This is a genomic window from Spiribacter curvatus, from assembly GCF_000485905.1.
GTDB classification, from domain to species: domain Bacteria; phylum Pseudomonadota; class Gammaproteobacteria; order Nitrococcales; family Nitrococcaceae; genus Spiribacter; species Spiribacter curvatus.
The window spans coordinates 453,193-478,576 of sequence record NC_022664.1 but is presented as its reverse complement, the minus strand read 5'-3'; the positions used below and the strand labels follow the sequence as shown (position 1 = coordinate 478,576).

Below are 25,384 nucleotides of genomic sequence, written 5' to 3'. Positions count from 1 at the left end.
CCACACATTTCGTCCAACGACCAGGAGTTCAAGACAACCATGGAATTGATCATCAATCCCGGTGACGGCGTTCACCTCTCGGATGCCCTTCGCGAGCACGTGCAGCACAAGCTCGAGCCCGTGGAGCGCAAGCACGGTGAGCGTGTGACCCGTATTGAAGCCCACTTCAAGGATGACAATGGCGATAAGGGCGGCCGCGATGTCCACTGCGTCCTCGAGGCCCATCCCCAGGGTCGCCAGCCTCTGGTGGCCGAAGCCGTTGCCGAGGATGCCTATACCGCGGCTCACCAGGCCGCGGGCAAGCTCGATCGCAGTCTCGCCCATCACTTCGGCAAGGACGATCGCGTCCGGCGGCACTGAGTGTTCCGCGTTATCGCCGACTGGCTCGGGCTTGTCAGCTCGGGCCTCATCCCGCGTCGTGATGGCCTGTTGCGCAACGGGCCACGACGCTGGGCAGTCAGCCTCGGCCTCGGGCTGCTCCTTCCCTTTGCCCTGGCCTACTACTGGGCAGGACTGGGGCTCGACGAGCTTCTCTTCCGGGGCTATCGACGACGACCCATCAAACGCCCGGTCTTCATCCTCGGCGTTCCGCGCAGTGGCACGACGGCACTGCACGAGGCCCTCGCCCAGGACCCACAGTTCACCACCCAGCGCACCTGGGAGTGCCTGCTCGCCCCATCGGTCAGCCATCGCTATCTGTGGCGTGGACTGGCGCGGCTTGACCGGTTTGCCGGTGGGCCACTGCATCGCCTTGCAGGCTGGATCAACCGCCGCTGGCTCGCGCCACTGACCGGTGCCCATCCACTCTCAGCGCGTGCGCCGGAAGAGGACTACCTCAGCCTTCTGCCGCACCTCTCGGCGTTCATCCTTGTGGTGGCGTTTCCTGACAGTCACCGGCTCTGGCGTCTTGGCCGCGGTGATGCTGCCCTGACACAGACCGAGCGGGATCGGCTCATGACCCGTTACCGGCGGAGCATCCAGCGGCATCTCCATTTCCATGCCACCGACCAGACCTATCTGGCCAAGAACGCCAGTCATGCGACGCTGGTCGCAACGCTGCAACACGCCTTCCCGGAGGCGCGTTTCATCGCCTGCCTCCGTGATCCCGCAGAGGTCGTGTCATCACAGCTCTCGAGTCTGACGCCGGGGCTCGAGGCCCTCCACGGCCGAATCGACCGGGACGCGCTCAGCCAACGAATGCTCCGTCAGCTACATTTCGGCTATACGGACCTGCTCTCAGTACTGCCCGCACAACCACCCGGACGGGCGGTTTTCGTTCCTCTCCCCGCCCAACGCAACGGGCTCGCCGATACCATCCGTGAGGTCTACTCAACGCTGGACCTGGCCCTTGCGGACGCATTTGCGCAACGCCTCGCCACACTCGACCGCCAGGCCCGCGAGCACCGGTCAGGGCATCGGCACTCGCTCAATGACTATCGCCTCGATGCCGGGCGGATCGCCGAGCGATTCGCCGATGTCGGCGCGGCATTCGACTTCGCCCGCGCCCAACCAGTCAGCGCTGCCGACATCCAGGCACTCGAACCGCAACAGCGGGTGGTTGTCGTGTCGGATGCCGCGCCCCGTCGCAACGGCGTTGGCACCTACTACAGCGACCTGATCGATCACCTGCGTGATGAGGTCGAGACGATCCGCCTGATCGCCGCCGGAGACCCTGATCAGCCGATGCGTCACTGGTATGAGGCGGGGCTACCCGGTGATGATACCCAGCGCGTCGCGCTGCCCTCGCCGTTCGAGCTGCATCGCGCCATCGCCGACGCCCGGCCGGATGTTCTGATCGTCGCGACCCCGGGGCCCTACGGTGTGCTCGCCGGACTGATGGCGAAGGGCCTGGGGGCGCGCCTGATCTTCGGTCTGCATACCGACTACGAGGCCCTTGCGACGCTCTACTGGGGCAGGCTGCGGGGCCCCATCAACCGCTGGTTCATGGCCCGCATCAACGGACTGCTGTTCCGTCGGGCGGCCGTAGTGGTCAGTAATTCAGCGCACATGCATCGGCTCGCCGCGGACAAGGGTGCGCAGCGGGTGGAGCGGGTCCACACCCCGATCCCGCGTGATTTCCTCGACACCGAGCCCGCTGCGCTGGAGCTGCCCCCCGAACGGATCCTGTTTGTCGGTCGGCTGGCCGCGGAAAAACGCGTCGGGACGGTCATCGCGGCGGCCGAGGCACATCCTCAGTGCCAGTTCGAGATTGTGGGCGAAGGCCCAGAGCGCGAGACGGTCAGGGCCGCCGCGGAGCGCCTCGACAATCTGACCGACCGCGGCTGGCTGGACCGCTGTCAGCTGCGTGACGCACTGGATGCGAGCGATCTGCTGATCCTGCCATCGCGCGTTGAGGCGTTCGGGACCGTCGCCCTCGAGGCGATGGTGCGGGGACGGCTCGCACTGGTCTCGCCAGGTTGCGGGATCGCCGACTGGCCGGAGTTTGCGGACGGGCTGCTGGTAATGGAGCAGGACGAGACTGTCACCCAGGCCCTCGATCGCATCCTCGAGCAGTCGCCAACGGTGCTCGCCGAGTGCGGCGCCACGGCGCGCCGCCAGGCCGCTGCAATGACCCGTCGCTGTGTCCATGAGTGGCTTTCGTTAATCCACCCATGAGCCGGCCCGATGTCCATCTCAGCATCCACGATGTCATGCCCTCGACCCTCGGCGCCGTCAGGACACTCATCGACCGCTGTCGGGCTCATGGCTGGCCGCCGCCGGTGCTACTCATCGTCCCTGGCCTGGAATGGGACTGCGAGGGGCTCGCACAACTGCACCGCTGGCAGGCCGATGGCCATCCGCTGGCGGGACATGGCTGGCGACATGGCATCCGCACGTTCGGCGGACTCTGGCATCGACTCCACGGCGCACTCATCTCGAGGCGGGTCGCCGAACACCTCTGCCTGGACGCAGACGGCATTCTTGCACTCATGCGTCGATGCCACGAATGGTTCGGTACCCAGGGGCTGACGCCCAATGGTCTCTATGTGCCCCCGGCCTGGGCACTGGGTGCGGTTCCGCGTCGGCGGCTCAACGAGCAACCATTCTCAAGTGTGGAAACGATCAGGGGGATCTATTCGCTGGCTGACCAGCGCTGGCATTACCGGGCACTGCTCGGCTATGAGGCGGGCAACGGTTTTCAGCAACGGATGCTGTCGGTGAGCAATGCTCTCAACCGGCGACGCCCGCCGGCGGCGGGGCTGCGCATCGGGCTCCATCCCCACGATGCCCAGCTCCCGCTGGCGAACGCCATGGAGCGGGATCTGGCGCGGTTCAGCCCGCGTCCGCCAGAAGGCGGTTGACCTCGTCCCAGTTCACCACGTCCCAGAACGCCTCGACGTAGTCCGGCCGGCGGTTCTGATAGCGCAGGTAATAGGCGTGCTCCCACACATCAATGCCCAGCACCGGCTTACCGCGGTCCTCGGCGACATCCATGAGCGGATTGTCCTGATTGGGCGTGGAGGTGACCTTAAGCCCTTCCGGCGTGTGGATCAGCCAGGCCCAGCCAGAGCCGAAGCGGCCCAGCGCGGCGTTGGTGAAGGTCTCGCGGAACGTGTCGAACGATCCGAAGGCCTGGGTGATGGCATCGGCCACTGCCCCGGTGGGTGCGCCACCGCCGTTGGGCGAGAGCATTTTCCAGAACATCGAGTGGTTATAGTGACCGCCACCGTTGTTACGCACTGCCGTCGGTAGCGCGGACACTCCGGTCAGCAGATCCTCGAGCGGCTTCCCGGCGTGATCGGTCCCGTCCACCGCCGCGTTGAGCTTGGTGACGTAGGTGTTGTGATGCTTGGTGTGGTGGATCTCCATGGTGCGGGCATCAATAGAGCGATCCAGTGCGTCATAGTCATAGGGCAAATCCGGTAGCGTAAAGGCCATGTGGATCTCCTTTGGTGGTTTTCAGTGATTGGGCCTGTTGGCCCCGACCCGGAAATCGTACTCGTGCAGTCCATTTTTGGCCAGCCGCGGGCTGGCCAAATCCCTTCCACATCGGCAATACTCAATGGTTTAACGATACTGCCCCAATCGGAGCCCGATCATGGTATTTCCCAAAACCCTGCCGATCCTCGCGGCCTGCCTCAGCCTGACTGCCTGCGGCATGATACCCGGCAATACCGACAGCGACACGGCCACTTCCTCCGATTCCAGCGAACCGGTTTCGGGGTTCATCGACACCCTCAGCACGCCAGCGCTGACGGTCGGCACCAGTGCGCCCGACAGCGGCTACCGCAAGGTCGATCAGCTCACCCGCTATGCCCAGGTCAACTGCAATATCGCGTCGGAGCGTGATGCCGGCGTTGAAGAGATCGCCACGCGCCTTCGTGATGAGGCGGCGGATACCGATGCCGATTACCTGCGCATCCTTGGGACGGGGTCGCTCTATAGTCGTGGCATCTGTGACGAGCGCCAGCTGCAGATGACCGGTGCGACCTATCGACGCTATCAGGCATCGGGCGACACCGCCGCGCCGGCCGATGATACCGGGTCAGCGCCCACGACAGACTCCCTTTCCAGCCGGCTCGAGGAGCTCGACGGGCTGCGTGATCGCGGCCTGCTCGACCAGGCCGAGTATGAACAGCTCCGCGAGCGGGTGCTCGACGAGGCCTACTAGGCCCCGTCCATGCGCAATCTGCCGGAGTGGGCCTGGGCACTGGCCCTGCCCGCGTCATTCGTCATGCTCTGGAGCACGGGATTTATCGGCGCCCGACTCGGGCTGCCGTACATCGAGCCAATGACCTTCCTGGCGATCCGCATGCTGCTCGCCACGGGGCTGCTGTTCGCGGTGGCCCTGCTCACTCACGCACCCTGGCCGGGCAGCGCCCGGGCCGTCGCCCATACCGCCATCGCCGGGCTGCTGGTGCATGGCTGCTACCTCGGCGGCGTTTTCTGGGCAATCGACCGCGGTCAGGCTGCCGGGGTCACCGCCATCTTTGTTGCCCTGCAGCCTCTGCTCACGGCCACCCTGGCGGGGCCCCTGCTCGGCGAGCGGGTCAGCCGCGGCCAGTGGCTTGGCCTGCTGCTTGGCTTCGCCGGGGTTTCGCTGGTCGTTTCCTCCCGACTGCAGGAGGGCACCGCTGGCTCCGCCACGCTCATCAGCACCACCGTGGCCCTGCTCGGCATCACCCTGGGCACGCTGTACCAAAAGCGGTTCTGTCCTGTGACGGATCTGCGCACCGGCGGTGCGATTCAGTTTGCCGCGACGGGCCTGGTCTTTACAGGCATCGCCGCAGCCACGGAGACCGGCCGGATCACCTGGACCGGGGAGCTCGTCTTTGCGCTGGCCTGGCTGGTGCTGGTGCTCTCGGTCGGCGCCATCGGCCTGCTTTTCCTGCTCATCCAGCACGGCGCGGCCTCCCGCGTGGCCGCCTTGTTCTACCTGGCGCCACCGCTGACCGTGGTGATGGCCTGGGGCCTCTTCGATGAGCGTCTCGCCCCCAGCGCCCTCGCCGGCCTGGTCGTCGTGGTCATCGGCGTCGCCCTGGTCCAGCGCGCCCGCCCCGCGCCGGCGGCGCAGGGGTAGTCAGCCCGCCTGCGGCTGCTTATCCTGTCCCCATGAGCGACAGTCTCCGCGATCAACTCCTGAAATCCGGCCTTGCCGATGAACAGTCGGTTAAAAAGACCCGCAGCAACAAACGCAAGAAGCGGCGCCGCGGTGAGACCGATACCGAACAGGCAGCGGCGAGCGAGGCCGCCGCCCAGCGCGAAGCCGATCGCCGGGCGCGCGATCGCACGCTCAATGCCCGCCGCCAGGAAGCGCGCCAGCAGCAGGCGGAGGAACAGGCCGCTCGGCAGATGGTCATCGATCGAGAGATCGGCCACGACGGTGACGAGCGTTTCCAGTTCAGCCATAACGGCAGAATCCGTCCAATCCGCGTGAGTGCCGCGCAACGCGGCGATCTCGCCGCGGGACGCCTCGCCATTGCGCGCACCCGGGGACGCTATCGGCTGATCCCCGGGGACATCGTTGAATTCGTGCAGTCCCGGGCACCGTTCCTCATCGCCTGGAGCGCCGCGGACAGCGGCGGCGCCGATGATGAGGATGATGCCTATGCCGATTTCCCGGTGCCTGATGATCTGATGTGGTGAGCCCGGGCGGCCTATGGCCGCCCGGACCGCTCAGTGATCCGCGGATGCCAGCCCATAAGCCCACAACAGGAATGCATAGCGGTAGGCCACTTCTTCGAGAAACTGAAAACGCCCGCCCGGGCCACCATGGCCCGCACTCATGTTGGTATGCAGCAGGACGGTACTTGATGGCTGGCCCTCACTGCGCAGTCTTGCCACCCATTTCGCCGGCTCCCAGTAAGTGACCCGCGGATCGGACACCCCCGCCGTCACCAGCAGATGCGGGTAGTCCCGCGACGCGACGTTGTCGTACGGAGAGTAGCCGGCGATATCGGCATAGGCCCGGGCATCCTCGATCGGATTGCCCCACTCCGGCCATTCCGGCGGCGTCAGCGGCAGATCGGGATCGAGCATGGTGTTGAGCACATCGACAAAAGGCACATCGGCGATTGCGGCCCGGAACAGCGTCGGTTGCTGATTGAGGACCGCGCCCACCAGCATGCCACCGGCACTGCCGCCATGGGCGGCAATCTGCCCCGTGCCGGTGTAGCCCGCCTCGATCAGCGCCTGGGCACAGGCGATATAGTCACTGAAAGTATGGTTTTTGTCTGACAGACGGCCCTGACGGTACCAGCGATAGCCACGCTCCTTGCCACCCCGCACATGGGCGATGGCGTAGACGAACCCGCGATCCACCAGTGACAGGCGATTGGGGCTGAAGCCCGGCAGGTCGCTGATGCCGTAGGCGCCGTAACCATAGAGCAGCAGCGGCGTCCGCGCATCCGGGACGAGATCGCGACGGTGGAATAGCGAGACCGGCACCCGCTCGCCATCCGGCGCCGTCGCCATCAGGCGTCGCGAGACATACGCCTCCGGGTCGTGGCCGGAGGGAACCGTCTGGGTCTTGCGCAGCACCCGCTGGCCGGTGCGCATGTCGTAATCAAACACCTGTGCCGGCTGCGCAAAGCCGCTGACGACGAACCGCAGCTGATCGGTGTGGTACTCCAGCCCCCCGATGAGGCCCACCTCCACGCAGGGATCGGGCTGATCGATGGTGTGCTCCTCGCCCGTCCCCAGGGCGCGGATCACGAGCCGCGACTCGGCATCCTCAAGCTCCTGGCGGACCAGCCAGTCGGCGTACACCCGCATCCCCTCAATCAGCCGCCCGGCCTGGTGAGTCACCACAGGCGTCCAGTCGCGGCGATCCGTGGCGCCGATCGGCGCGCGGGCGATCATGAAATCCTCCGCCTCGCCGGCGTTGGTATGAATCAGCCAGTCATCGCCATGATCACTCACCGAATACTCGATCCCACGCTCGCGAGCCGCGATCAGACGGGGTTCGGCGGTGGGCGACTCCGCTGGCAGCCAGCGCACCTCCGAGGTCGTGTGGTCATGGCTGTCAATGACCAGAAAGCGTCCGCTTTCCGTGCGATCCACACCCAGGAAGAATCCCGCATCCTCTTCGGTGTAGACGCACACATCCGCCGCCGCCGGTGTTCCCAGTTCATGCGCATAGATCCAGCGCGGCCGGTGCTCGTCGTCAATCACCGTGTAGAGGAACGTTCTGCCGTCGTTCGCCCACGCAATATCACCGCGCGCCGGTTGAATGACCTCGGCCAGGTCACGGCCCTCATCGAGATCGCGGATCCGCAGACTGAACGACTCTGCACCGGCCCGGTCCTCGGCGAAGACGAGATGGCGGTGATCGGGACTATGGGCGGCGCCGCCCAGCTGGAAGTAATCCGCCCCCTCGGCCTCGGCATCGCCGTCAAGCAAAATCTGCTCATCGCCGCCGTCACGTGGACGCCGGCAGAGCAGGACATGCTGTCCGCCCTCGCGATAGCGCGAATAATAGGCCCATGGCCCATCCGGCGAAGGCACACTGCTGTCGTCTTCGCGAATCCGCCCGCGCAGCTCCCTCACCAGTGATTCACGCAAGGACTCGAGTGGCGCCATGACCGAATCGGCATAGGCATTCTCGGCCTCCAGATAGTCGCGGATCGCCGGATCCAGACGCTCCGGCTCTACCATCGCTTCACGCCAGTTCGGATCGCGCAGCCAGGCGTAGGGATCGGTTCGGGTCACGCCATGGCGGGTATCGGTGACCGGCTGGCGCATCGCCATGGGCGGGTGGGACGGTGGCGTCGTGGCCATCAGGTTTTCTCCTCTCTCAAGGCGAGCATCGCATGCACGGCCACAGTCATTAGAATCAGCGCACCGCCCACGGCAGTCAGCGGTGGCACGGCCTCACCCAGTACCCACCACACCCAGATCGGGGCCAGCACGGTCTCGAGCAGCAGCGCCAGGCTGACCTCGGGAGAGGGCAGATAACGCGTTGCCACCGCCAGCATGACAGTCGCGAGGGGCATCTGGGCAACGCCCATCACCGCAATCACCGCATAGCTCTGCGCACTCAGCGACAGCGGGTTGGCGAATGCCAGAGCGGTGAGCGCCGCAAGCACCCCGGACAGACAGATCAGCGGCAGGCGCGGCACCGCCGGAAACCGCCGCAGGATCGTCAGGTGCCCGCCGACGGTCACGGCCAGTGTCATCGCGAAGAAATCGCCCAGTGCGGTTCCACCACGCATGCCGCCACCGAACACGACAATCACGCCCGCCATCGCCGTGGCAATCGCCAGCCAGGTCCGCAGTGGGACCCGTTCGCGCAGAAAAAGCGCTGAGAACAGGGCCGCAAAGAACGGCGAGGCGGCAAGAATCACCACGGTGTTCGCCGCCGCGGTGTAGGAGACCGATAGCACGAACAGCGTCGTATTCCCGGACAGCATGATGACGCTGAGCACGATCAACCATCGATCGCGACGTCCCGCAGGCATATGCAGGCGCTGCCCGGATACGAGCATCCACACCGCCAGCGTGATGGCGATCAGGGTCCCCCGCCAGAGCACGATATCCCAGTGCGGGGCATCGGCGAGTCGCACCAACAGCGCGTCGAAGCTGATCAGCAACACCGCGCCAGCGGCCAGCATCAGACCGCGGGCGTGATCACTTGTCGGGCCTAGTCGCGCGCCCGAGGTGGGAACGGCCAAGATAGGATCTCCCAAGCGTCTTCCAATAAACCGCAGAGGCTATCGCCCCGACGCATCAATGGCCAGTCACCGCGGTTTGTCCGCCGATTGGTGGGCGTTTACACTAGGCGCTTTCAGTCAATTGATGCAGAGGATTCCATGCAGATCGAAAAGAACGCGGTAGTCGCCATCGACTATACCCTGCGCGACACCGAGGGCGAGGTGCTCGACGCATCCCCCGAAGGCCAGCCACTGCAGTATCTGCATGGCGCCGGCAACATCATCCCCGGGCTCGAGAATGCGCTCGAGGGCAAGGCCGCGGGTGACGATATCGACGTCAGCATTCCACCGGAGGAAGGCTACGGTGAGCGCGACGACCGGCTCCAGCAGGATGTGCCCAAAAGCATGTTTGAGGGCGTCGATTCCGTCGAGGCCGGCATGCGTTTCCAGGCCCAGACCCAGTCGGGCACGCAGGTCGTTACCGTTGCCGCCGTGAGTGGCGACAACGTAACCGTCGATGCCAACCACCCCCTCGCCGGCCAGACCCTGAATTTCAAGGTCAAGGTCTCCGAGGTTCGTGAAGCATCGAACGAGGAGCTCGAGCACGGCCACGTCCACGACGGCGAGCAGACCGAATAGCCTAGGGGCACATCGTGATTGAAATCGAGCGGATTTCCCGGGCATTCGGTGGCCTGCAGGCAGTGCGGTCGGTTTCCTTCACGGTCGCCGAAGGCAGCGTGACAGGGCTGATCGGCCCCAACGGCGCCGGCAAATCGACGCTTTTCAGCATCATTGCCGGCGCACTGCCGCCTGACAGTGGCGTCATCCGCCTGCGCGGTGAAGATATCACCGGGCTCCCCACCCATCAGCTCTTTCACAAGGGGCTGGTGCGGACTTTCCAGATCCCTCACGAATTCTCACGCATGACCGTTCGCGAGAACCTCATGGTCGTGCCGGCCCGACAGCGCGGCGAGAACCTTCTCCAGAGCTGGCTACGCTGGCCGACAGTGGTAAGGGAGGATCGCGAGATCCTGCGCAAGGCGGATGAGGTCCTCGAGTTCCTCGAGATCGATCATCTGCGCGACGAGCTGGCGGGCAATCTGTCCGGTGGACAGAAGAAACTGCTCGACCTCGGCCGGACGATGATGACCGATGCCAAGGCGGTACTACTTGATGAGCCTGGCGCGGGCGTCAACCGGACCCTGCTCGGCAAGCTGGCCGATGCCATCGAGCGCCTCAACCGTGAGCGCGGTTATACCTTCTGCGTGATCGAGCACGACATGGACCTCATCGCCCGACTCTGCGATCCGGTAATGGTCATGGCCAATGGCGAGTTGATTGCTCATGGCGACATGGCGACGCTGCGTGAGAATCCACAGGTCCGTGAGGCCTACCTTGGGACTGGCGGAAGCGGCGATCAGGGGGCCGCTACATCATGAGCCTGCTTAACGCTGAGGGCCTCTACGCGGGTTATGGTGGTGTCGATATCCTGCGCAATACGCATCTGCACGTTGGTGCGGACGAGATCGTCGTCATCGTTGGTCCCAATGGAGCGGGCAAATCAACGGCCATGAAGGCGGTCTTCGGGCTGGTCCCCATTCGCACCGGGCGCGTGACCTATCGCGGCGACGACATCACCAATCACCCCCCTGAGCAGATGGTCGGGCGCGGTATTGCCTATGTCCCGCAGGAGGCCAATGTCTTTCCGTCGCTGAGCGTGGTGGAGAATCTGGAGCTCGGTGCCTACGTCCTGCGCGGGCCAAACGCTCCGCGGATGGAGAAGGTCTTCGAGATCTTCCCCCGCCTCAAAGAGCGTCGCCACCAGCAGGCCGGGGTGATGTCTGGTGGCGAGCGCCAGATGGTGGCCATGGGCCGTGCATTGATGGTTGAGCCGAGCCTGCTCATGCTCGACGAACCGACAGCGGGCCTGTCTCCCCGGCTGATCGACGAGACCTTCGAGCGCATCAAGGGCATCAACCAGCTCGGTATCGGTGTGCTGATGGTCGAACAGAATGCTCGCCAGGCGCTCGCCGCCGCGGATCGGGGTTATGTCCTGGCCACCGGCGAGAATCGCTATGAAGACACCGGCCCTGGGCTCCTCGCGAATCCCGAGGTCGCGGAAATGTTCCTGGGCGGATAACGGCAAATGATCGAGGTCATCCAGCTTCTCATCAATGGCATCCTGCTCGGCAGCATCCTCGCGCTCGGCGCAGTCGGTGCCACCATGATCTTTGGCGTGCTGCGCTTTGCGCATTTCGCGCATGGCGATTTCATGGCGATCGGCGCGTACTTCGCGCTGACGGTGGTGACCGTCTTCAACCTCCCGGTGCTGGCCGCCCTGCCGGTCGCCATGGGACTGACAGCGCTGCTTGCGATCGCGATCGACCAGATCGTCTATCGACGCATCCGCCGTGTCCAACCGGTTATCCTGCTCATCTCATCATTCGCCACAGCGCTGGTGCTGCGCTCTGTCATCCAGATGGTCTGGGGTGGCAGCAACCAGGTGTACCAATCCGGTATCCAGCTGCCATGGCGAATCGGACCACTCACGCTCAAACCCGATCATCTTCTGATCTTCGCCGCCGCGGCCGGTCTGGTCTTCGCCGTCCATCTGTTCCTGACCCGCACCCGCATGGGTAAGGCGATGCGGGCGATGAGCGACAACATGGACCTGGCACTGGTGACCGGGATCCCCGCCAACCGGGTGATCATCTGGACCTGGGCCATCGGCGGCGCCCTCGCGGCGGCGGCCGGTGTGTTCCTGGGCATGGACACACGACTGCACCCGGTCATGGGCTGGACGCTGCTACTCCCCATCTTCGCGGCAACCATCCTCGGCGGGATCGGGCGCCCCTATGGCGCCATCCTCGGTGGGCTGGTCATCGGCTGCGCCATGGAGCTTTCCACCCTGGTGATCCCGGGGGCCTACAAGCCCGCCGTGGCCTTCGCCATCATGGTCACGACGCTGGTGTTCCGGCCGCAGGGCATCATCAAGGGGAATGCGTAATGGATATCGTGGGACTGGCCGCCTATGCGGTCTTCTTCCTCAACCTGGTGGGCATCTACGCCATCATGGCCCTCGGGCTGAACATGCAATGGGGAATGACCGGGCAGTTCAACATCGGTATCGCCGGATTTTTTGCGGTGGGCGCCTATGCGACGGCGATCCTCACCACCGGCCCGGCGGATCAGCGCATCGGCGGCTTTGATCTGCCATTTCTCGTGGGGCTGGCGGGATCGATCATCGTCTGTCTGCCCATCGCCTGGGTAGTCGGCCGTATCACCGCACGGCTGCGCACGGACTATCTGGCGATCGCCACCATCGGCATTGCCGAGATCATCCGCTTGTTCTTCGTCAATGAGGGCTGGCTCAGTAACGGGACCCGTGGGATTCCCGGCATCGATACACCGTTCGACATCAGCAACGAGGGCTATCTGCTGGTCATCGCCGCCTTCGTGGCACTGACCTGGTTACTCGTAGAGATCGCCCGCCGCTCCCCCTGGGGGCGCGTCCTGCGGGCCATCCGCGATAACGAGGCGGCGACCGAGGCAGCCGGCAAGGATGTCGCCCGATTCCGGTTGCAGGCCTTCGTCGTCGGCTCATGCATCATGGCGCTGGGCGGTGGGCTCTACGCGCATTTTGTTGGCTTTGTCAGCCCGGAGGCGTTCCGCCCGCTCTACGGGACCTTTCTGGTCTGGGTCATGCTGATCGCCGGCGGTAGTGGCAACAACATGGGCGCGATGCTCGGCGCGCTGGTGGTCTGGTTGATCTGGTCGTCCACGGAGATGATCGCGGGGCTCGTCCCCACCGCGCTGATCGGCAGCGAAAGTGCGTTCCGGGTGTTCCTGATCGGGGTGCTGCTGCAGATCATTCTGGTGAGTCGGCCGCAGGGATTGCTACCGGAGAAGCGACCACCGATGCCGGGCAAGGAAACCCGCTGAACGCCCCGAGCATATCGGGGCGTTTGCGGGACACACACCGGTGGAATCGGCGGATGATGCGGGCGATTACATCGACGGCTCGAAGACGCGGATGGTCTTGTACTCGCCATTCTGGATTTCCCAGTGACCAAACGTACCGGCCACATCACCGTTGGCATCGTAGTTGACACTGCCCGAAGCGCCTTCATAGTTCACGGCTTCGCCGGCATTCAATAGATCCGCGGCTTCAGCGAAATCGCCGGGACCGACAACCTCGCCGTCAGGGTCATTGATCGCGCGGAGGTGATCACGGATGTCCACCGGATCCGTGCTGTCAGCGGCTACCGCGGCCAGCGCGATGGTATAGACCGCATCGTAGGCGGTGTCGATGTAGGGTACCGGCGGCAGCTCGCCATAGTTCGCCTCATAGGCGTCACGGAAGTGCTGCGCGGCATCGGTGTCGTCACGGGCCTGGGGCACGGTGCCGGCGCTGCCGTTGAGGTACTGGGCACCCAGGTTTTCCACAATCTGTGGTGACTTCATCCCGTCAGTGAACAGGAATTCGCTGAAGTGCGCGCCCTCAAGCGCCTGCCGCAGGATGGTCTGGCCGTTTTCCGGATAACCAATCAGCAACAGCGGCGATTCACCATCGGAGACCTGACTGAGTTCACCGCGATAGGAGGAAAGCCCTGGCTCATAGCCGGTGCGACCCACCACTTCACCACCGGCCGCCTCGAATGAGTCGGTGAAGGCATCGGCAAGGCCCTCGCCATAATCGTTGTTGATATACAGGATGCCGACACTGTCCATGTCCTTATCCGCTGCCACTTCGGCGAGCGCGGTGCCCTGGAACGCATCCGAGGGTGTGGTGCGGAAGAGGAAGTCATTGTCCTCGAGGTCTGTCATCACTGGCGAGGTGGAGGCGCCGGAAATCTGCGGGATGCCCTCGCTCGCTGAGACGCTGCTTGCCACCGGGATGGTCACACCACTGGAGAGTGCGCCGACGATCGCCGAGACGCCCTGCACGGAGACCAGACGCTGGGCGGCGTCGACACCGGACTGCGGTTCGGTCTGTGTGTCGGCGATTTCGATGACCATCGGCTCGCCGAGAACGCCGCCGGCATCATTGATTTCACTGGCCGCGAGGTTGATACCGTTGCGCGAGCTCTCACCATAAGCCTGCAGATCACCGGTGAGCGGGAGCAGCGCCCCGACTTTCAGCTCGGCCTGCGCGCCGCCGGCGGCGACCGCCAGGGACAGGGCGCCAAACGCACCTGCTAGTTTGCCATTGATTCTCATGTCCAACACTCCGCTGGAAGGTTACAAATGGGTTCAACCTCGAGAATACGCAGGCGCGCGGCCAGAGGCAAAGGCCGGCGGCATCAGGCGGTCTGGCCGACTCCGGCATCAACCCGTGCCGTCTCAAGCGCCTCTTCAGCCGCCATCCATTCGGCCTCGGCATCGGCTTTGGTCTGCTGGAGCTGGCGCTGTTCACTCAACAAGTCATTCAGCGACTCGCCCGCATCAGCGGCATAGAGGGCCGGATCCGCCAACTGCTCTTCCAGCTCACTGAGTCGGGTATCAATCCGTTCGACGGTGGTTTCCGCCTGGCGGACCCGCTTTTCCAGCGGCCGCAGTAAAGCCTTGGTCTGTGCTGCCGTCTTTGGCGCCGGCGCAGATGCTGCGGCCGGTTTCACCGAGGTGGCAGTCGGCGCCGGCTCAGCGGCCATCCCGGTGCCGGTCTCAGCGGCATGACGCGCGGCGCGCCGATTGTCCCGATCGTCGCGGGCCAGCCAGCGCCGATAGTCGTTGAGGTCGCCCTTGAATTCGGTCACGCTCCCGCCGGCGACCAGCCAGTAATCAGCCACCGTACTCTCGAGCAGGTAGCGATCATGAGAGACCACCACGACGGCGCCTTCAAACGCCTGTAGCGCCAGATTCAGGGCATGGCGCATTTCCAGATCGAGATGGTTGGTCGGCTCGTCGAGGAGTAGCAGATTGGGGGCCTGCCAGACCAGTATCGCAAGTACGAGCCGTGCCTTCTCCCCCCCGGAGAACGGCGCCACGGGGTCCAGCGCCTGGTTGCCGCGGAAGTCGAAACCACCAAGGAAATCCCGCAGTTTCTGTGGTTCTGCCTTCGGCGAGATACGCTGAAGATGGACGACCGGACTGGCGTTTGGATCGAGCTGCTCGAGCTGATGCTGCGCGAAATAGCCGACGCGCAGATTCCGGGCGCGCTGGATGCGGCCGGTCAGTGGCTCGAGATCGCCGGCCAGGGCGCGGATCAGCGTCGACTTGCCGGCGCCATTACGCCCCAGCAGTCCAATCCGGTCGCCAGGCGCCAGCGTCTGACGCAGACCGCTGAGAATCGGCTGATCGGCATACCCCAGACTCATATCCTCGAACCCGATCAGGGGATTCCCCGCATCCGGCGCCGGCGGAAACTGGAAATGGAACGGCGAGTCGACATGGGCAGGTGCCACCGTCTCCATACGCTCCAACGCCTTGATCCGGCTCTGCGCAGCGCGGGCCTTGGTCGCCTTGGCCCGGAAGCGGTTGATGAACTGCTCCATGTGCGAGATCTCGCGCTGCTGGCGCTCATAGAGGGCCTGCTGTTGGGCCAGCCGCTCCGCACGCTGGTGCTCGAAGGCACTGTAGCCGCCGTTATACTGATGCAGGCGGCGATGCTCGATATGGATGACGCCTTCCGCCACGGCATCGAGGAAATCGCGGTCATGGGCAATGAGGATCAGTGTGCCCTGATAGCCCTGCAGCCACTGCTCAAGCCAGATCACCGTTTCCAGATCGAGATGGTTGGTGGGCTCGTCGAGCAGCAACAGATCCGAAGGCGCCATCAGCGCCCGCGCAAGGTTGAGCCGCACTCGCCAGCCACCGGAGAAGTCGCTGACCGGGCGCTCCTGCACCGAGGGTTCAAAGCCCAGACCATGCAGCAGCATGCCCGCGCGGGCCCGGGCATCATACCCATCAGCGGCACCGAAATCGGCGTGGGCATAGGCGATCCGCTCACCATCACCACTGGCCTCCGCCGCCTCGACTTCCGCCTCGGCGGCACGCAGCGCCTCATCGCCGTCGAGCACATACTCGATGGCTGGCCGCGGCAGTCCCGGTGTCTCCTGCGCCATCCAGGCGATACGCCAGTCATTGGGCAGTGAGACATCGCCGGCATCCACCGACAGCTCGCCCCGCAACAATGCGAACAGCGTCGACTTGCCGGTGCCATTGGCGCCGACCAGTCCCAGCTTGCTGCCGGCGTGAACGGTCAGGCGGGCCGCTTCCAGTAGCGGGTCCGGGCCGAGCCGGAGCGTTACATCGCGTAGCTGAATCATTCGGGGCGCCCTCCGCAGCGCCAGCATTCCGCAAACTGCCCCTCGATGGTCTCGCCACAGTCGGGGCACTGCCAGTCATTACCCACCGGGGCATCCGGTGGACCGACCACTTCATCGATCAGGCGTTGAGACACGGCCTCGTCCTCGGCCGCCACCCAGACCTCCGGCCACGCCTCCAACGGCGGTATCTCGCCGGCCGCGCCGGTCAGAAATCGGTTACGCACAAAGCAGTGAATACCGCGTTCAGTGAGGATCGTCTCGATGTGGCCGGCGATCAGCGGGTCGGCGACAGTGTAGACACGCTTTAGATTGCCCGCTGCCTTTTCCATCCGGAGAGGCTAACATAGGCGTATGGATCGACTGGACCATATCGCCGATCGGATTGAAGCACTGCTCGACCGGGTGGAGCCACTGCTGCCCACGCGCACCGCTGGTGTGGACTGGACGCAGGCGACGGCCGCGCGGTGGATTGGTCATGCCGGGGGAGGTGGCCTCGAGCCCGTGGCGAACATCCATCCCATTCGCCTCGGCGAGCTCCAGCACATCGATCGCGCCCGCGACGCCGCTGACCGCAACACCCGTCAGTTCCTTGCCGGTCTGCCCGCCAACAATCTGCTGTTGTCCGGCGCCCGCGGTACTGGCAAATCATCGCTCATCAAGGCGCTGCTCAACGAATATGCGACCGACGGGCTGCGCCTGATTGAGGTGCAGCCCAGTGATCTGGTCGCCCTGCCACGGATCATCGCCGCCATCCATGGCCGGCCGGAGTGGTTCATTCTGTTCTGCGATGATCTATCGTTCGAAGCCGACGACCCAAGCTACAAGGCGCTTAAGGCCGCCCTCGACGGTTCGGTATCGGCACCGCCGGAGAATCTGCTGATCTACGCCACCTCCAACCGACGCCATCTCCTTCCGGAGTACTTCTCTGAAAACGAACAGGCGCGATCGGTGGATGGCGAGATCCATCCCGGCGAAGCGGTGGAAGAGAAGATCTCGTTGTCCGAGCGCTTCGGACTCTGGCTGTCGTTCCAACCCTTCGATCAGACGCGTTATCTGGATATCTGCGCATGCTGGGTCCGGCAGTTACACCCGACGCCCGTACCGGATCGCTCAGAATGGCGGGAGGACGCACTCCGGTTCGCACTGGAGCGCGGTTCCCGGAGCGGCCGGATCGCCTGGCAGTTCGCCCGCGACTGGGTCGGCGCCCGAGGCCTCCCCGCACCGCGCGGCTAGCCGTTCAACCCAACGCCCGACGGGCGTTGCGGAACAGCCGCATCCAGGCCCCCTCCTCACCCCATTCCGCTGGACACCACGAGTGCTGGATACCGCGAAACACCCGCTCGGGGTGCGGCATCATGATCGTGATCCGACCGTCGGCGTTGCAGAGGCCGGTGATCCCGTCCGGGGAGCCATTAGGGTTGGCCGGATACCGATCGGCCGCTGCGTCCGCCGCGTCGATGTAGCGCATGCCGACGAGGCTGGCGGCCTGGGCCTGCGCTGCGCCCGTCGCGGTGGGGAATACCGCCCGCCCCTCGCCATGAGCGACTACGATGGGCAGGCTTGAACCAGCCATATCGCCGAGCACGAGTGAGCGCGAGGGCAGGACTTCCACCTGCGAGAGACGCGCCTCGTACTGACGCGAGCGGTTGCCCTGGAAATCCGGCCATAAGGTCGTTCCCGGTATGATATCCCGCAGCGCCGAGAGCATCTGGCAGCCATTGCAGACACCCAGCGCCAGCGTGTCCGGCCGCGCAAAGAAACCCTCAAAGGCGCGACGAAGGCGCTCATTGAACAGGATCGTCCGCGCCCACCCCTTACCGGCGCCGAGCACATCGCCGTAGGAAAAGCCGCCACAGGCCACCAGGGCCTGGCAGTCCGAGAGACGCGTGGGATCGGCCATCAGATCGGTGGTATGCAGATCCACCGGCTCGAAGCCGGCACGCTCGAACGCCGCTGCCATCTCGATGTGGCTATTGATGCCCTGCTCGCGCAGGACCGCCACCCGCGGCGCGACACCGGTGTTGATGAACGGCGCAGCGACATCATCTGTCGGATCAAAACTCAGCGCCGCCCGCAGTCCTGGATCGCCACGATCCGCCAGCGCCTCGTGCGCCTCATCGGCGCAGTCGGGATCATCACGCAGCGCCTGCATGTGATGACTGGTCTCGTGCCAGACCGACTCAAGCGCCGCCAGTGATTCATCGAACACAACCGCTCCATGGTGGCGGATCAGAAGATGCTCCGAGTCGGTTGGTCGACCGATGCGGCGCAGCCGGACATCGAGTCCCGCCGCATCGAAAGCGGCTTCCACCGCCGGACGATCGGCGTCAGTGATCTGCAGCACAGCGCCTATCTCCTCGGCGAAGACCGCCGCCATGGGATCATCGCCGAGAACGGAGACATCCACTGCGACACCGGTACGCGCCGCGAACCCCATCTCCGCGAGCGTGACCAGCAATCCGCCATCAGAGACGTCATGCAGGGCCTTGATACGGCCCTCGGCCAGCAGATCCTGAACGGTATCGAAACCAGCGGCGAAAGCGCCCGGATCATCCAGATCGGGGGGCGTGTCACCGAGCTGGCCATAGACCTGTGCCAGTGCCGATCCGCCCAGCCGGCGCCCGCCCCCCAGATCGAGCAGGTAGAGATGACTCGCGGGATCGGCCTCGAGCATCGGAGTGACGGCCCGTCGGGCATCCGCCACCGGCGCGAAGGCAGAGACGACGAGGGTCAGCGGGGAGATCACCGCATGCGCCTCGCCATCCGATTCCCAGACGGTTTTCATCGACAGTGAGTCCTTACCCACCGGGATGCTGATGCCCAGCTCCGGACACAGCGAGCGACCAACGGCCGCCACCGTGTCGTAGAGCCGGGCCTCCTCACCGGGGTGATTACAGGCGGCCATCCAGTTTGCGGACAGATTGACGGTGCGCAGTCGCCCGATCGCCGCCCCCATCAGGTTGGTGAGCGACTCGGCAATCGCCATACGGCCCGACGCCGGCGCATCCAGCAGCGCGACCGGACTGCGTTCACCCATGGCCATCGCCTCGCCGCGGTAGCCACGATAATCCCCCAACGTCAGCCCATAGTCCGCGACCGGAACCTGCCAGGGCCCCACCATCTGATCACGACCGGTCAGCCCGGTCACCGAGCGGTCCACGATGGTGATCAGGAATTCCTTGCTGGCGACGGTGGGCAGCCGCAGCACGCGACGGGCTGCCTCTGCAATGCTTACGCCCCTCAGCGCCAGTGGCTGGCGCGGGGGCTCGAGCCGCTCGACATCGCGGCGCATCTTCGGCGGCTTCCCCAGCAGCAGATCCATCGGGATGTCCACGGGCTGGCTGTCGAACTCCGCATCACCGAGCACCAGCTGACGGTCATCGGTCGCCTCGCCCACCAGTGCGAATGGCGCCCGCTCACGCTCGCAGATGGCCTGAAAGGTATCCTGTCGATCCACATCCAGTGCCAGCACATAGCGCTCCTGGGCCTCATTGCACCAGATCTCCAGCGGCGAGAGGCCCGCCTCGGCGCAGGGAATGGTACGCAGCTCCATGCGTCCGCCCCGGTCCGAATCGTCCAGCAGCTCCGGCAACGCGTTGGACAGTCCCCCGGCACCGACATCGTGGATGGCAATGATCGGATTCGCATCGCCGAGTCGCCAGCAGGCATCGATGACCTCCTGACAGCGCCGTTCCATTTCCGGGTTACTGCGCTGGACCGAGGCGAAATCCAGTGCCTCGGCGCTCTGGCCGCTGGCCACCGACGATGCAGCGCCACCGCCCAGACCGATCAGCATGGCGGGGCCACCAAGCACCACCAGTGGCGACCCACCCGGAGCCACTCCCTTGTCAACCTGCTCGGCGGCGATCGCACCCATCCCGCCGGCGATCATCACTGGCTTGTGATAGCCGCGGATCTCCTCACCGCCGGAGCCCGGCAGTGCCTGCTCGTAGGTCCGGAAATACCCACAGAGCTGCGGGCGTCCGAACTCGTTGCCGTAACGCGCGGCACCGATGGGGCCGTCGAGCATGATCTCCAGCGCTGACGCCAGCCGACCGGGTCGACCATGATCCACCTCCCAGGGCTGTTCCGCGCCGGGGATACGCAGGTTGGACACCGAAAACCCGGCGAGTCCGGCCTTGGTCCGCGCGCCACGACCCGTGGCCCCCTCGTCACGGATCTCACCGCCGACACCCGTGGCGGCACCGGCGAATGGCGAAATCGCGGTAGGATGATTATGGGTCTCCACCTTCATGACCAGATGCGCCGGTTCGAGGCTGTGCTGGTAGTGGCCGCTGGGAGCCGGATAGTAGCGATCAACCTCGTGACTGGCGATGACCGCCGCGTTGTCGCTGTAGGCCGAGAGCACGCCCTCAGGTCGCATGGCGTGGGTGTGCCGGATCATCGCGAACAGAGACTCGGGCTGGGTCTTGCCATCGATCACCCAGTCGGCATTAAAGATCTTGTGCCGGCAATGCTCGGAGTTGGCCTGGGCGAACATCATCAGTTCGACGTCAGTGGGATTCCGCCCCAGCGCCTGGTAGTTCTCCACCAGATAGCCGCGCTCATCGACAGACAGCGCCAGCCCCAGCTCGGCATCGGCCGCCGCCAGTGCCGCATCGCCGGCGCCCAGCACGTCCACGCGGGCCAGCGGTCGCGACGGGTGGGTGGCGAAGAGCCCATCGCCCTCGTCCACCGCGGTGAGGACCGACTCGGTCATCCGGTCATGCAACGCGGCGTGGAGCGCCGGCCGGGTGCGCGGGTCGAGCGCCGCGCCCTCATGATCGATGCCGGTATAGGCGATCCCCCTTTCGATTCGCAGAACCGCGCTCAGACCACAGTGCTCGGCGATGTCCCCGGCCTTGCTGGCCCATGGCGAGATCGTGCCCAGCCGCGGGACGACATAGACAGCCGGATCGTCGTTGTCGGGGCTGGCTGGTGCGGCATCGAGTAACGCACCGAGGCGCGCGCGCTCTTCTGTCGTGAGGGCGCGTTCGGTATCAATGAAGTAGACCGCACGGGCAAGCAGCGAGTGGAGGGCCGGCTCGGCGGCCCGTGCGCGCTCGCGCTGGCGGGCGTCATTAACCGGCACTGCCCCGGCATGACTGGCGAATATCAGCATAGTCTTCAGGGTTTGAGCTGTTCGGAGAGAACGGAAAGAACCTGTCGCGCCGCCCCGCGGGCGACCGGATTGCCATCCGGATCCTGCACGGTGACCCGCGCCCCCGTGCCACGCTCGGCAACGGCGACCTGGTAGTTCTGGACAGCCTCATCCGGTCGGTCGCGCCAGAACGCCAGCGAGGAGAGCAATCCCTCGCCAGGAGCGGCGTCCACCTCAGAGGCAACCGAACCGTCATAGCGGATCTGGTGGGTGCCGGCGTCACGGTCTGACCCCAGGAGCTCGAATCCGACCCGGTCGATGGCCCGACCGACAACCGCCCAGGCGGCATTGAACGGCAGGCCGAGATCGAGCACCGGCTGACCGTCTACTGACCCCAGTGGGGCATCCATCGCTGCATCGGCCTGCTGTCCGGTGTCCGCGTCATCCTCGCTCGGCGACGACCCGCCCGAACGGGCGTCGGCGAGCACATCCGGCGGCTGCCTCAGACGCTCGGCGGCCTGCTCGGCGTCGTCCGGTTCGGTGCTGAACAGTCCACACCCGCTCAGTAACAGGGCAGCCAGCACAATCGTCAATCGACTCATAAGGCATCTGCCAGTTTGAGCGCCTGGCGTACCGTCTCGTGGTGCTGTGCCGATAGCGGCGTCATGGGAAGCCGCATCCCCGACTCGATCAGCTCCATTTCCTGCAGCGCCCATTTCACCGGGATCGGATTGGACTCGAGAAAGAGCGCGTTATGCAGCGCCGCCAGCCGTGCATCGAGGGCCTCGGCGGTCGCCGGGTCACCGTCGAGGACCGCCTTGCACATCCGATGCATCAGATCCGGGGCAACATTGGCGGTCACCGACACGCAACCCCTGGCGCCCGCGTTCATCAGCGCCAGATTGCGCGCATCCTCGCCACAGTAGAGATCAATCCGGTCGCCACAGCGCTCGATCACCTCCTCAGCCCGCTCGAGACTGCCCGATGCCTCTTTGATGCCGACGATGTTGGCGACATCAGCCAGACGATCGACGGTTTCTGGCAGCAGGTCCACACCGGTGCGGCCGGGGACGTTGTAGAGGATCTGAGGAATGGGGACACGATCGGCGACGTGGCGGAAATGCCGATACAGACCTTCCTGGGTCGGCTTGTTGTAGTAGGGCGTGACCAGCAGGGCGGCCTCGCAACCTACATCGAGCGCGCAGCGGGCGAGGGCCTCAGCCTCCCAGGTACTGTTCGCGCCGCAACCGCCCATCACCATGATCCGCCCATTGGCGATCTCGACGGTCCGCCGCATGACATAGTGATGCTCATCATGATCAAGCGTCGCCGATTCGCCAGTCGTGCCGACCGCGACAATGGCATCCGTTGCGTTTCGGACGTGGAATTCCACCAACCGCTCGAGGCCTGACTCATCCAGGGCCCCGTTGTCGTGCATGGGGGTTGCCATCGCAACCATGCTGCCCTGGAACATCGCCGAAATCCCCTGCGCTGTGTGAATGCGGGGATGTTAGCCCCGCGCTCCGGGACTGACAAGCCGCCAACCGGCGGCGCGTGATACACTCCGGAGCTTCACTCGCGGGGCTTCAGCGGGCAGCATCGGATAGCGTCATGCAGAAAAACTACCTCGTCGTTTCCGCACTGGGCGAAGACCGCCCTGGACTGGTGGACGCCGTCTCGCAGCTCATTCGGGATACCGGTTGCAGCGTCGGGGACAGTCGCATGAGCGTCCTCGGCGGCGATTTCGCCATGATCTTCATGGTCGAGGGTCGCTGGAACGAACTCGCCAAGCTGGAGTCTTCGCTCCCCGCCGCCGGTCGCCGGCTCGGGCTCGATGTGCAGGCCCGACGCACTCGTCCCCGGCCGCCCACCGCGGACGCGTTGCCCTACAGCGTCGAGGTGATCTGCGTCGATCACAGCGGGATCGTCCATCAACTGGGAAACTTCTTCTCCAGTCGCGACATCAACATCCGCGATCTGACAACCACGACCTACGCAGCCGCCCACACGCGAACGCCCATGTTCCAGCTGCAGATGACCATCGATGTTTCGGCATCGCTGCATATCGCACGGCTTCGCGAGGAATTCATGGATTTCTGCGACCAGCTCAACCTGGACGCCATTATCGAACCACTGAGGCACTGATCGCATGACTGGGATGACCGTCGACCAACCCGTTCCCGACTTCGAGCGCACGACCGACACCCACGAAACCTGGCGACTGGCGGATCAGCGCGGCCGCTGGGTGGTGCTTTATTTCTTCCCCAAGGCGAGCACACCCGGCTGCACCGTCGAGAGCGAGGCGTTCCGCGACCTCGATCCGCGGTTCAACGCCCTCAATGCGCAGGTGGTGGGCATCTCCCGTGATGGACCAAAGGCCCTCGCCAATTTCCGCGCCAAGCACGACTTCCCGTTCCCGCTGCTCAGTGACAAGGATGAGACAGTCTGCGGCCAGTTCGACGTTATCCGTGACAAGGTCATGTTCGGCAAGCCGGCCCGTGGCATCGAGCGCAGCACCTTCCTGATCGACCCTGAAGGCGTGCTGCGCGAGGCGTGGCGCAAGGTCAGCGTCGAGGGTCATGCCGAAGCCGTCCTCGAGACACTGTCACGACAGCACAGGGGTTAACACGCGCCATGCACCGGGCCTGCCTGCTCGACACATCCGTACTCCTGCACGATCCGGCGGCTCTGTTCCGGTTTCAGACGCAGGATATCTATCTCCCACTCGCGGTTCTGCACGGCCTCGACGCGGCGCGGCATGGCAATAGCGAGGAAGCACGAAACGCCCTGCAGGCATCACGGTTCCTCGATCAACGCCTGGCCGGCGTCTCACCCGAGGCCCTGGCGGATGGGCTGTCGCTGGGCGAGGGGCTGGGGCGGCTTTATTTCCTGACCGACACGGAAGGGAGTCATCCGGCATCCGTGCTCGCCGCAGCCCGCACGCTGGCCAACACTCACCCCGACATGCGACTCACCGTGGTGGCGCGGGACATCAATCTGCGCATCCAGGCGAGCGTGCTGGGGCTCGAGGCGAGTGATCATGAGAGCGAGGCACAGCTCGATGATCCCGACCTGCTACCCGACGGCATGCATCGGCTGCCCGCGAGTGCCGAGCCGGCAGAAACCGTACCCGCCGCGGCCACCGCCAACGAATTCCTGATCCAGGAGGACCGGGCCTGGCGACTACAGCCGACGCACGACGATGGCCTGCAGGCAACGCGGGTCGCCGACTACGGGCCTGACGGTGACTCAGTCTGGGGCATCCATGCCCGCAATCAGCAGCAGGCCCTCGCCCTCGATCTGCTCCTCGATCCGGATGTCGATCTGGTCACCCTGCTGGGACCGGCGGGTACCGGGAAGACGCTGCTGACCCTCGCCGCCGGGCTGGCGCAGACACTGGAAGCATCCCGGTATGATGAGATCCTCATGACCCGCGCCACGGTGGCCATCGGCGAGGAGATCGGCTACCTCCCCGGCACCGAGGAAGAGAAGATGTCGCCGTGGATGGGCGCGCTGATGGACAACCTTGAGGTCCTGAGTGCGCCATCAAAGGGGGCAGGCGGCGGTCATCGGTGGGGACAGGCAGCCACGCAGGACTTCCTGCAGAGCCGCATCCGCATCCGCTCGCTGAACTTCATGCGTGGCCGGACGCTCCTCAACCGCTTCATGGTGCTCGATGAGGCGCAGAACCTGACACCCCAGCAGATGCGCACCCTGATCACCCGGGCGGGACCGGGCACCAAAATCGTTTGCCTGGGCAATATCGCGCAGATCGATACGCCGTGGCTCACGCCCACCACCTCGGGGCTGACCTATCTCGTGCGGCGCTTTCGCGAGTGGCCACACAGCGGCCATCTGACACTGACACGGGGCGAGCGCTCCCGGCTTGCCGCCTACGCGAGCGATGTCCTCTAGCGGCGGTT

24 protein-coding genes are annotated in these 25,384 nt (G+C 65.1%); 15 read left to right on the top strand and 9 right to left on the bottom strand.

What is annotated here, in order from left to right; genetic code table 11:
• Positions 1–39 precede the first annotated feature (39 nt).
• From SPICUR_RS02375 to SPICUR_RS02360, 3 genes are read left to right on the top strand one after another with little or no spacing between them, the layout of a single operon-like run.
• Positions 40–360, top strand: a complete 321-nt coding sequence (locus tag SPICUR_RS02375; protein ID WP_023365678.1) for an HPF/RaiA family ribosome-associated protein — start codon at positions 40–42, stop codon at positions 358–360.
• Positions 361–2,616 carry a sulfotransferase gene (locus SPICUR_RS09855; RefSeq protein WP_023365676.1) on the top strand — a complete coding sequence of 752 codons (2,256 nt, stop codon included), beginning with the start codon at positions 361–363 and terminating at the stop codon, positions 2,614–2,616.
• A complete protein-coding gene (locus tag SPICUR_RS02360) occupies positions 2,613–3,302 on the top strand; it encodes a DUF2334 domain-containing protein (RefSeq protein WP_023365674.1) in 690 nt (229 codons plus the stop codon). Before SPICUR_RS09855 ends, SPICUR_RS02360 begins: the two co-directional genes overlap by 4 nt.
• Here SPICUR_RS02360 and SPICUR_RS02355 read toward each other — a convergent pair.
• On the bottom strand, positions 3,274–3,879 hold the full coding sequence (locus SPICUR_RS02355) for a superoxide dismutase (RefSeq protein ID WP_023365672.1): 606 nt from the start codon (positions 3,877–3,879) through the stop codon (positions 3,274–3,276). The two genes, SPICUR_RS02360 and SPICUR_RS02355, sit on opposite strands and share 29 nt — an antisense overlap.
• Before the next feature lie 160 nt (positions 3,880–4,039).
• Here SPICUR_RS02355 and SPICUR_RS02350 point away from each other — a divergent pair, with 160 nt between their 5' ends.
• From SPICUR_RS02350 to SPICUR_RS02340, 3 genes are read left to right on the top strand one after another with little or no spacing between them, the layout of a single operon-like run.
• The gene (locus SPICUR_RS02350; RefSeq protein WP_023365670.1) at positions 4,040–4,612 is read left to right on the top strand and encodes an SHOCT domain-containing protein; all 573 of its coding nucleotides are present in this window, start codon (positions 4,040–4,042) and stop codon (positions 4,610–4,612) included.
• 9 nt (positions 4,613–4,621) lie between these two features.
• Complete coding sequence (locus SPICUR_RS02345; protein WP_023365668.1) at positions 4,622–5,521, top strand: DMT family transporter; 900 nt, start codon at positions 4,622–4,624, stop codon at positions 5,519–5,521.
• Positions 5,522–5,553: 32 nt separating this feature from the next.
• Entirely contained in the window at positions 5,554–6,087 is a 534-nt protein-coding gene (locus tag SPICUR_RS02340; protein ID WP_023365666.1) for a DUF2058 family protein, read from the top strand.
• Between the two features lie 30 nt (positions 6,088–6,117).
• On the opposite strand, the gene SPICUR_RS02335 is transcribed toward SPICUR_RS02340, so the two are convergent.
• Both SPICUR_RS02335 and SPICUR_RS02330 read right to left on the bottom strand, forming a co-directional pair.
• A complete protein-coding gene (locus SPICUR_RS02335) occupies positions 6,118–8,220 on the bottom strand; it encodes a S9 family peptidase (protein WP_041381598.1) in 2,103 nt (700 codons plus the stop codon).
• The gene (locus SPICUR_RS02330; protein ID WP_237220346.1) at positions 8,220–9,113 is read right to left on the bottom strand and encodes a DMT family transporter; all 894 of its coding nucleotides are present in this window, start codon (positions 9,111–9,113) and stop codon (positions 8,220–8,222) included. Before SPICUR_RS02330 ends, SPICUR_RS02335 begins: the two co-directional genes overlap by 1 nt.
• Positions 9,114–9,251: 138 nt before the next feature.
• Here SPICUR_RS02330 and SPICUR_RS02325 point away from each other — a divergent pair, with 138 nt between their 5' ends.
• The 5 genes from SPICUR_RS02325 to SPICUR_RS02305 are packed head-to-tail and all read left to right on the top strand — an operon-like array spanning position 9,252 to position 13,034.
• A complete protein-coding gene (locus tag SPICUR_RS02325; protein ID WP_023365660.1) occupies positions 9,252–9,731 on the top strand; it encodes an FKBP-type peptidyl-prolyl cis-trans isomerase in 480 nt (159 codons plus the stop codon).
• 14 nt (positions 9,732–9,745) lie between these two features.
• Entirely contained in the window at positions 9,746–10,531 is a 786-nt protein-coding gene (locus SPICUR_RS02320) for an ABC transporter ATP-binding protein (protein WP_023365658.1), read from the top strand.
• Entirely contained in the window at positions 10,528–11,232 is a 705-nt protein-coding gene (locus tag SPICUR_RS02315; RefSeq protein WP_023365656.1) for an ABC transporter ATP-binding protein, read from the top strand. The genes SPICUR_RS02320 and SPICUR_RS02315 overlap by 4 nt, the downstream gene beginning before the upstream one ends.
• 6 nt (positions 11,233–11,238) lie before the next feature.
• A complete protein-coding gene (locus SPICUR_RS02310; protein WP_023365654.1) occupies positions 11,239–12,099 on the top strand; it encodes a branched-chain amino acid ABC transporter permease in 861 nt (286 codons plus the stop codon).
• On the top strand, positions 12,099–13,034 hold the full coding sequence (locus tag SPICUR_RS02305; RefSeq protein WP_023365652.1) for a branched-chain amino acid ABC transporter permease: 936 nt from the start codon (positions 12,099–12,101) through the stop codon (positions 13,032–13,034). The genes SPICUR_RS02310 and SPICUR_RS02305 overlap by 1 nt, the downstream gene beginning before the upstream one ends.
• Before the next feature lie 66 nt (positions 13,035–13,100).
• Here SPICUR_RS02305 and SPICUR_RS02300 read toward each other — a convergent pair whose 3' ends face one another.
• The 3 genes from SPICUR_RS02300 to SPICUR_RS02290 all read right to left on the bottom strand — a co-directional run bounded on the left by SPICUR_RS02300 (position 13,101) and on the right by SPICUR_RS02290 (position 16,689).
• Positions 13,101–14,312 carry an ABC transporter substrate-binding protein gene (locus SPICUR_RS02300; RefSeq protein WP_023365650.1) on the bottom strand — a complete coding sequence of 404 codons (1,212 nt, stop codon included), beginning with the start codon at positions 14,310–14,312 and terminating at the stop codon, positions 13,101–13,103.
• A gap of 83 nt (positions 14,313–14,395) precedes the next feature.
• Positions 14,396–16,360, bottom strand: a complete 1,965-nt coding sequence (locus SPICUR_RS02295; RefSeq protein ID WP_023365648.1) for an ATP-binding cassette domain-containing protein — start codon at positions 16,358–16,360, stop codon at positions 14,396–14,398.
• Positions 16,357–16,689: a putative signal transducing protein gene (locus SPICUR_RS02290; RefSeq protein ID WP_023365646.1), complete on the bottom strand. Its 333-nt coding sequence runs from the start codon at positions 16,687–16,689 to the stop codon at positions 16,357–16,359. The genes SPICUR_RS02295 and SPICUR_RS02290 overlap by 4 nt, the downstream gene beginning before the upstream one ends.
• Before the next feature lie 22 nt (positions 16,690–16,711).
• On the opposite strand from SPICUR_RS02290, the gene SPICUR_RS02285 reads away from it, so the two are divergent.
• Positions 16,712–17,593 (top strand): ATP-binding protein, encoded by an 882-nt coding sequence (locus tag SPICUR_RS02285; protein WP_023365644.1) that lies wholly within the window; start codon positions 16,712–16,714, stop codon positions 17,591–17,593.
• 4 nt (positions 17,594–17,597) lie between these two features.
• Here the strand turns inward: SPICUR_RS02285 and purL are convergent, their stop codons facing one another.
• The 3 genes from purL to dapA are packed head-to-tail and all read right to left on the bottom strand — an operon-like array spanning position 17,598 to position 22,935.
• Positions 17,598–21,482 carry a phosphoribosylformylglycinamidine synthase gene (gene purL / locus SPICUR_RS02280; RefSeq protein WP_023365642.1) on the bottom strand — a complete coding sequence of 1,295 codons (3,885 nt, stop codon included), beginning with the start codon at positions 21,480–21,482 and terminating at the stop codon, positions 17,598–17,600.
• 5 nt (positions 21,483–21,487) lie between these two features.
• A complete protein-coding gene (gene bamC, locus SPICUR_RS02275; RefSeq protein ID WP_023365640.1) occupies positions 21,488–22,063 on the bottom strand; it encodes an outer membrane protein assembly factor BamC in 576 nt (191 codons plus the stop codon).
• A complete protein-coding gene (gene dapA / locus SPICUR_RS02270) occupies positions 22,060–22,935 on the bottom strand; it encodes a 4-hydroxy-tetrahydrodipicolinate synthase (protein ID WP_023365638.1) in 876 nt (291 codons plus the stop codon). Before dapA ends, bamC begins: the two co-directional genes overlap by 4 nt.
• Positions 22,936–23,072: 137 nt before the next feature.
• Between dapA and SPICUR_RS02265 the strand changes: the two genes are divergently transcribed.
• From SPICUR_RS02265 to SPICUR_RS02255, 3 genes are read left to right on the top strand one after another with little or no spacing between them, the layout of a single operon-like run.
• Positions 23,073–23,606: a glycine cleavage system transcriptional repressor gene (locus tag SPICUR_RS02265; RefSeq protein ID WP_023365636.1), complete on the top strand. Its 534-nt coding sequence runs from the start codon at positions 23,073–23,075 to the stop codon at positions 23,604–23,606.
• A 4-nt stretch (positions 23,607–23,610) separates the two neighbouring features.
• On the top strand, positions 23,611–24,087 hold the full coding sequence (locus tag SPICUR_RS02260; RefSeq protein ID WP_076742127.1) for a peroxiredoxin: 477 nt from the start codon (positions 23,611–23,613) through the stop codon (positions 24,085–24,087).
• An 8-nt stretch (positions 24,088–24,095) separates the two neighbouring features.
• Positions 24,096–25,376: a PhoH family protein gene (locus SPICUR_RS02255; RefSeq protein WP_023365632.1), complete on the top strand. Its 1,281-nt coding sequence runs from the start codon at positions 24,096–24,098 to the stop codon at positions 25,374–25,376.
• Positions 25,377–25,384 lie beyond the last annotated feature (8 nt).

What these genes read in the sequence shown, in the direction of transcription:
- SPICUR_RS02375 (WP_023365678.1), top strand. Translation starts at nt 40, where the DNA reads ATGGAATTGATCATCAATCCCGGTGACGGCGTTCACCTCTCGGATGCC.
- SPICUR_RS02360 (WP_023365674.1), top strand. Translation starts at nt 2,613, where the DNA reads ATGAGCCGGCCCGATGTCCATCTCAGCATCCACGATGTCATGCCCTCG.
- SPICUR_RS02355 (WP_023365672.1), bottom strand. Translation starts at nt 3,879, where the DNA reads ATGGCCTTTACGCTACCGGATTTGCCCTATGACTATGACGCACTGGAT.
- SPICUR_RS02350 (WP_023365670.1), top strand. Translation starts at nt 4,040, where the DNA reads ATGGTATTTCCCAAAACCCTGCCGATCCTCGCGGCCTGCCTCAGCCTG.
- SPICUR_RS02345 (WP_023365668.1), top strand. Translation starts at nt 4,622, where the DNA reads ATGCGCAATCTGCCGGAGTGGGCCTGGGCACTGGCCCTGCCCGCGTCA.
- SPICUR_RS02340 (WP_023365666.1), top strand. Translation starts at nt 5,554, where the DNA reads ATGAGCGACAGTCTCCGCGATCAACTCCTGAAATCCGGCCTTGCCGAT.
- SPICUR_RS02335 (WP_041381598.1), bottom strand. Translation starts at nt 8,220, where the DNA reads ATGGCCACGACGCCACCGTCCCACCCGCCCATGGCGATGCGCCAGCCG.
- SPICUR_RS02325 (WP_023365660.1), top strand. Translation starts at nt 9,252, where the DNA reads ATGCAGATCGAAAAGAACGCGGTAGTCGCCATCGACTATACCCTGCGC.
- SPICUR_RS02315 (WP_023365656.1), top strand. Translation starts at nt 10,528, where the DNA reads ATGAGCCTGCTTAACGCTGAGGGCCTCTACGCGGGTTATGGTGGTGTC.
- SPICUR_RS02310 (WP_023365654.1), top strand. Translation starts at nt 11,239, where the DNA reads ATGATCGAGGTCATCCAGCTTCTCATCAATGGCATCCTGCTCGGCAGC.
- SPICUR_RS02305 (WP_023365652.1), top strand. Translation starts at nt 12,099, where the DNA reads ATGGATATCGTGGGACTGGCCGCCTATGCGGTCTTCTTCCTCAACCTG.
- SPICUR_RS02300 (WP_023365650.1), bottom strand. Translation starts at nt 14,312, where the DNA reads ATGAGAATCAATGGCAAACTAGCAGGTGCGTTTGGCGCCCTGTCCCTG.
- SPICUR_RS02295 (WP_023365648.1), bottom strand. Translation starts at nt 16,360, where the DNA reads ATGATTCAGCTACGCGATGTAACGCTCCGGCTCGGCCCGGACCCGCTA.
- SPICUR_RS02290 (WP_023365646.1), bottom strand. Translation starts at nt 16,689, where the DNA reads ATGGAAAAGGCAGCGGGCAATCTAAAGCGTGTCTACACTGTCGCCGAC.
- SPICUR_RS02285 (WP_023365644.1), top strand. Translation starts at nt 16,712, where the DNA reads ATGGATCGACTGGACCATATCGCCGATCGGATTGAAGCACTGCTCGAC.
- purL (WP_023365642.1), bottom strand. Translation starts at nt 21,482, where the DNA reads ATGCTGATATTCGCCAGTCATGCCGGGGCAGTGCCGGTTAATGACGCC.
- bamC (WP_023365640.1), bottom strand. Translation starts at nt 22,063, where the DNA reads ATGAGTCGATTGACGATTGTGCTGGCTGCCCTGTTACTGAGCGGGTGT.
- dapA (WP_023365638.1), bottom strand. Translation starts at nt 22,935, where the DNA reads ATGTTCCAGGGCAGCATGGTTGCGATGGCAACCCCCATGCACGACAAC.
- SPICUR_RS02265 (WP_023365636.1), top strand. Translation starts at nt 23,073, where the DNA reads ATGCAGAAAAACTACCTCGTCGTTTCCGCACTGGGCGAAGACCGCCCT.
- SPICUR_RS02260 (WP_076742127.1), top strand. Translation starts at nt 23,611, where the DNA reads ATGACTGGGATGACCGTCGACCAACCCGTTCCCGACTTCGAGCGCACG.
- SPICUR_RS02255 (WP_023365632.1), top strand. Translation starts at nt 24,096, where the DNA reads ATGCACCGGGCCTGCCTGCTCGACACATCCGTACTCCTGCACGATCCG.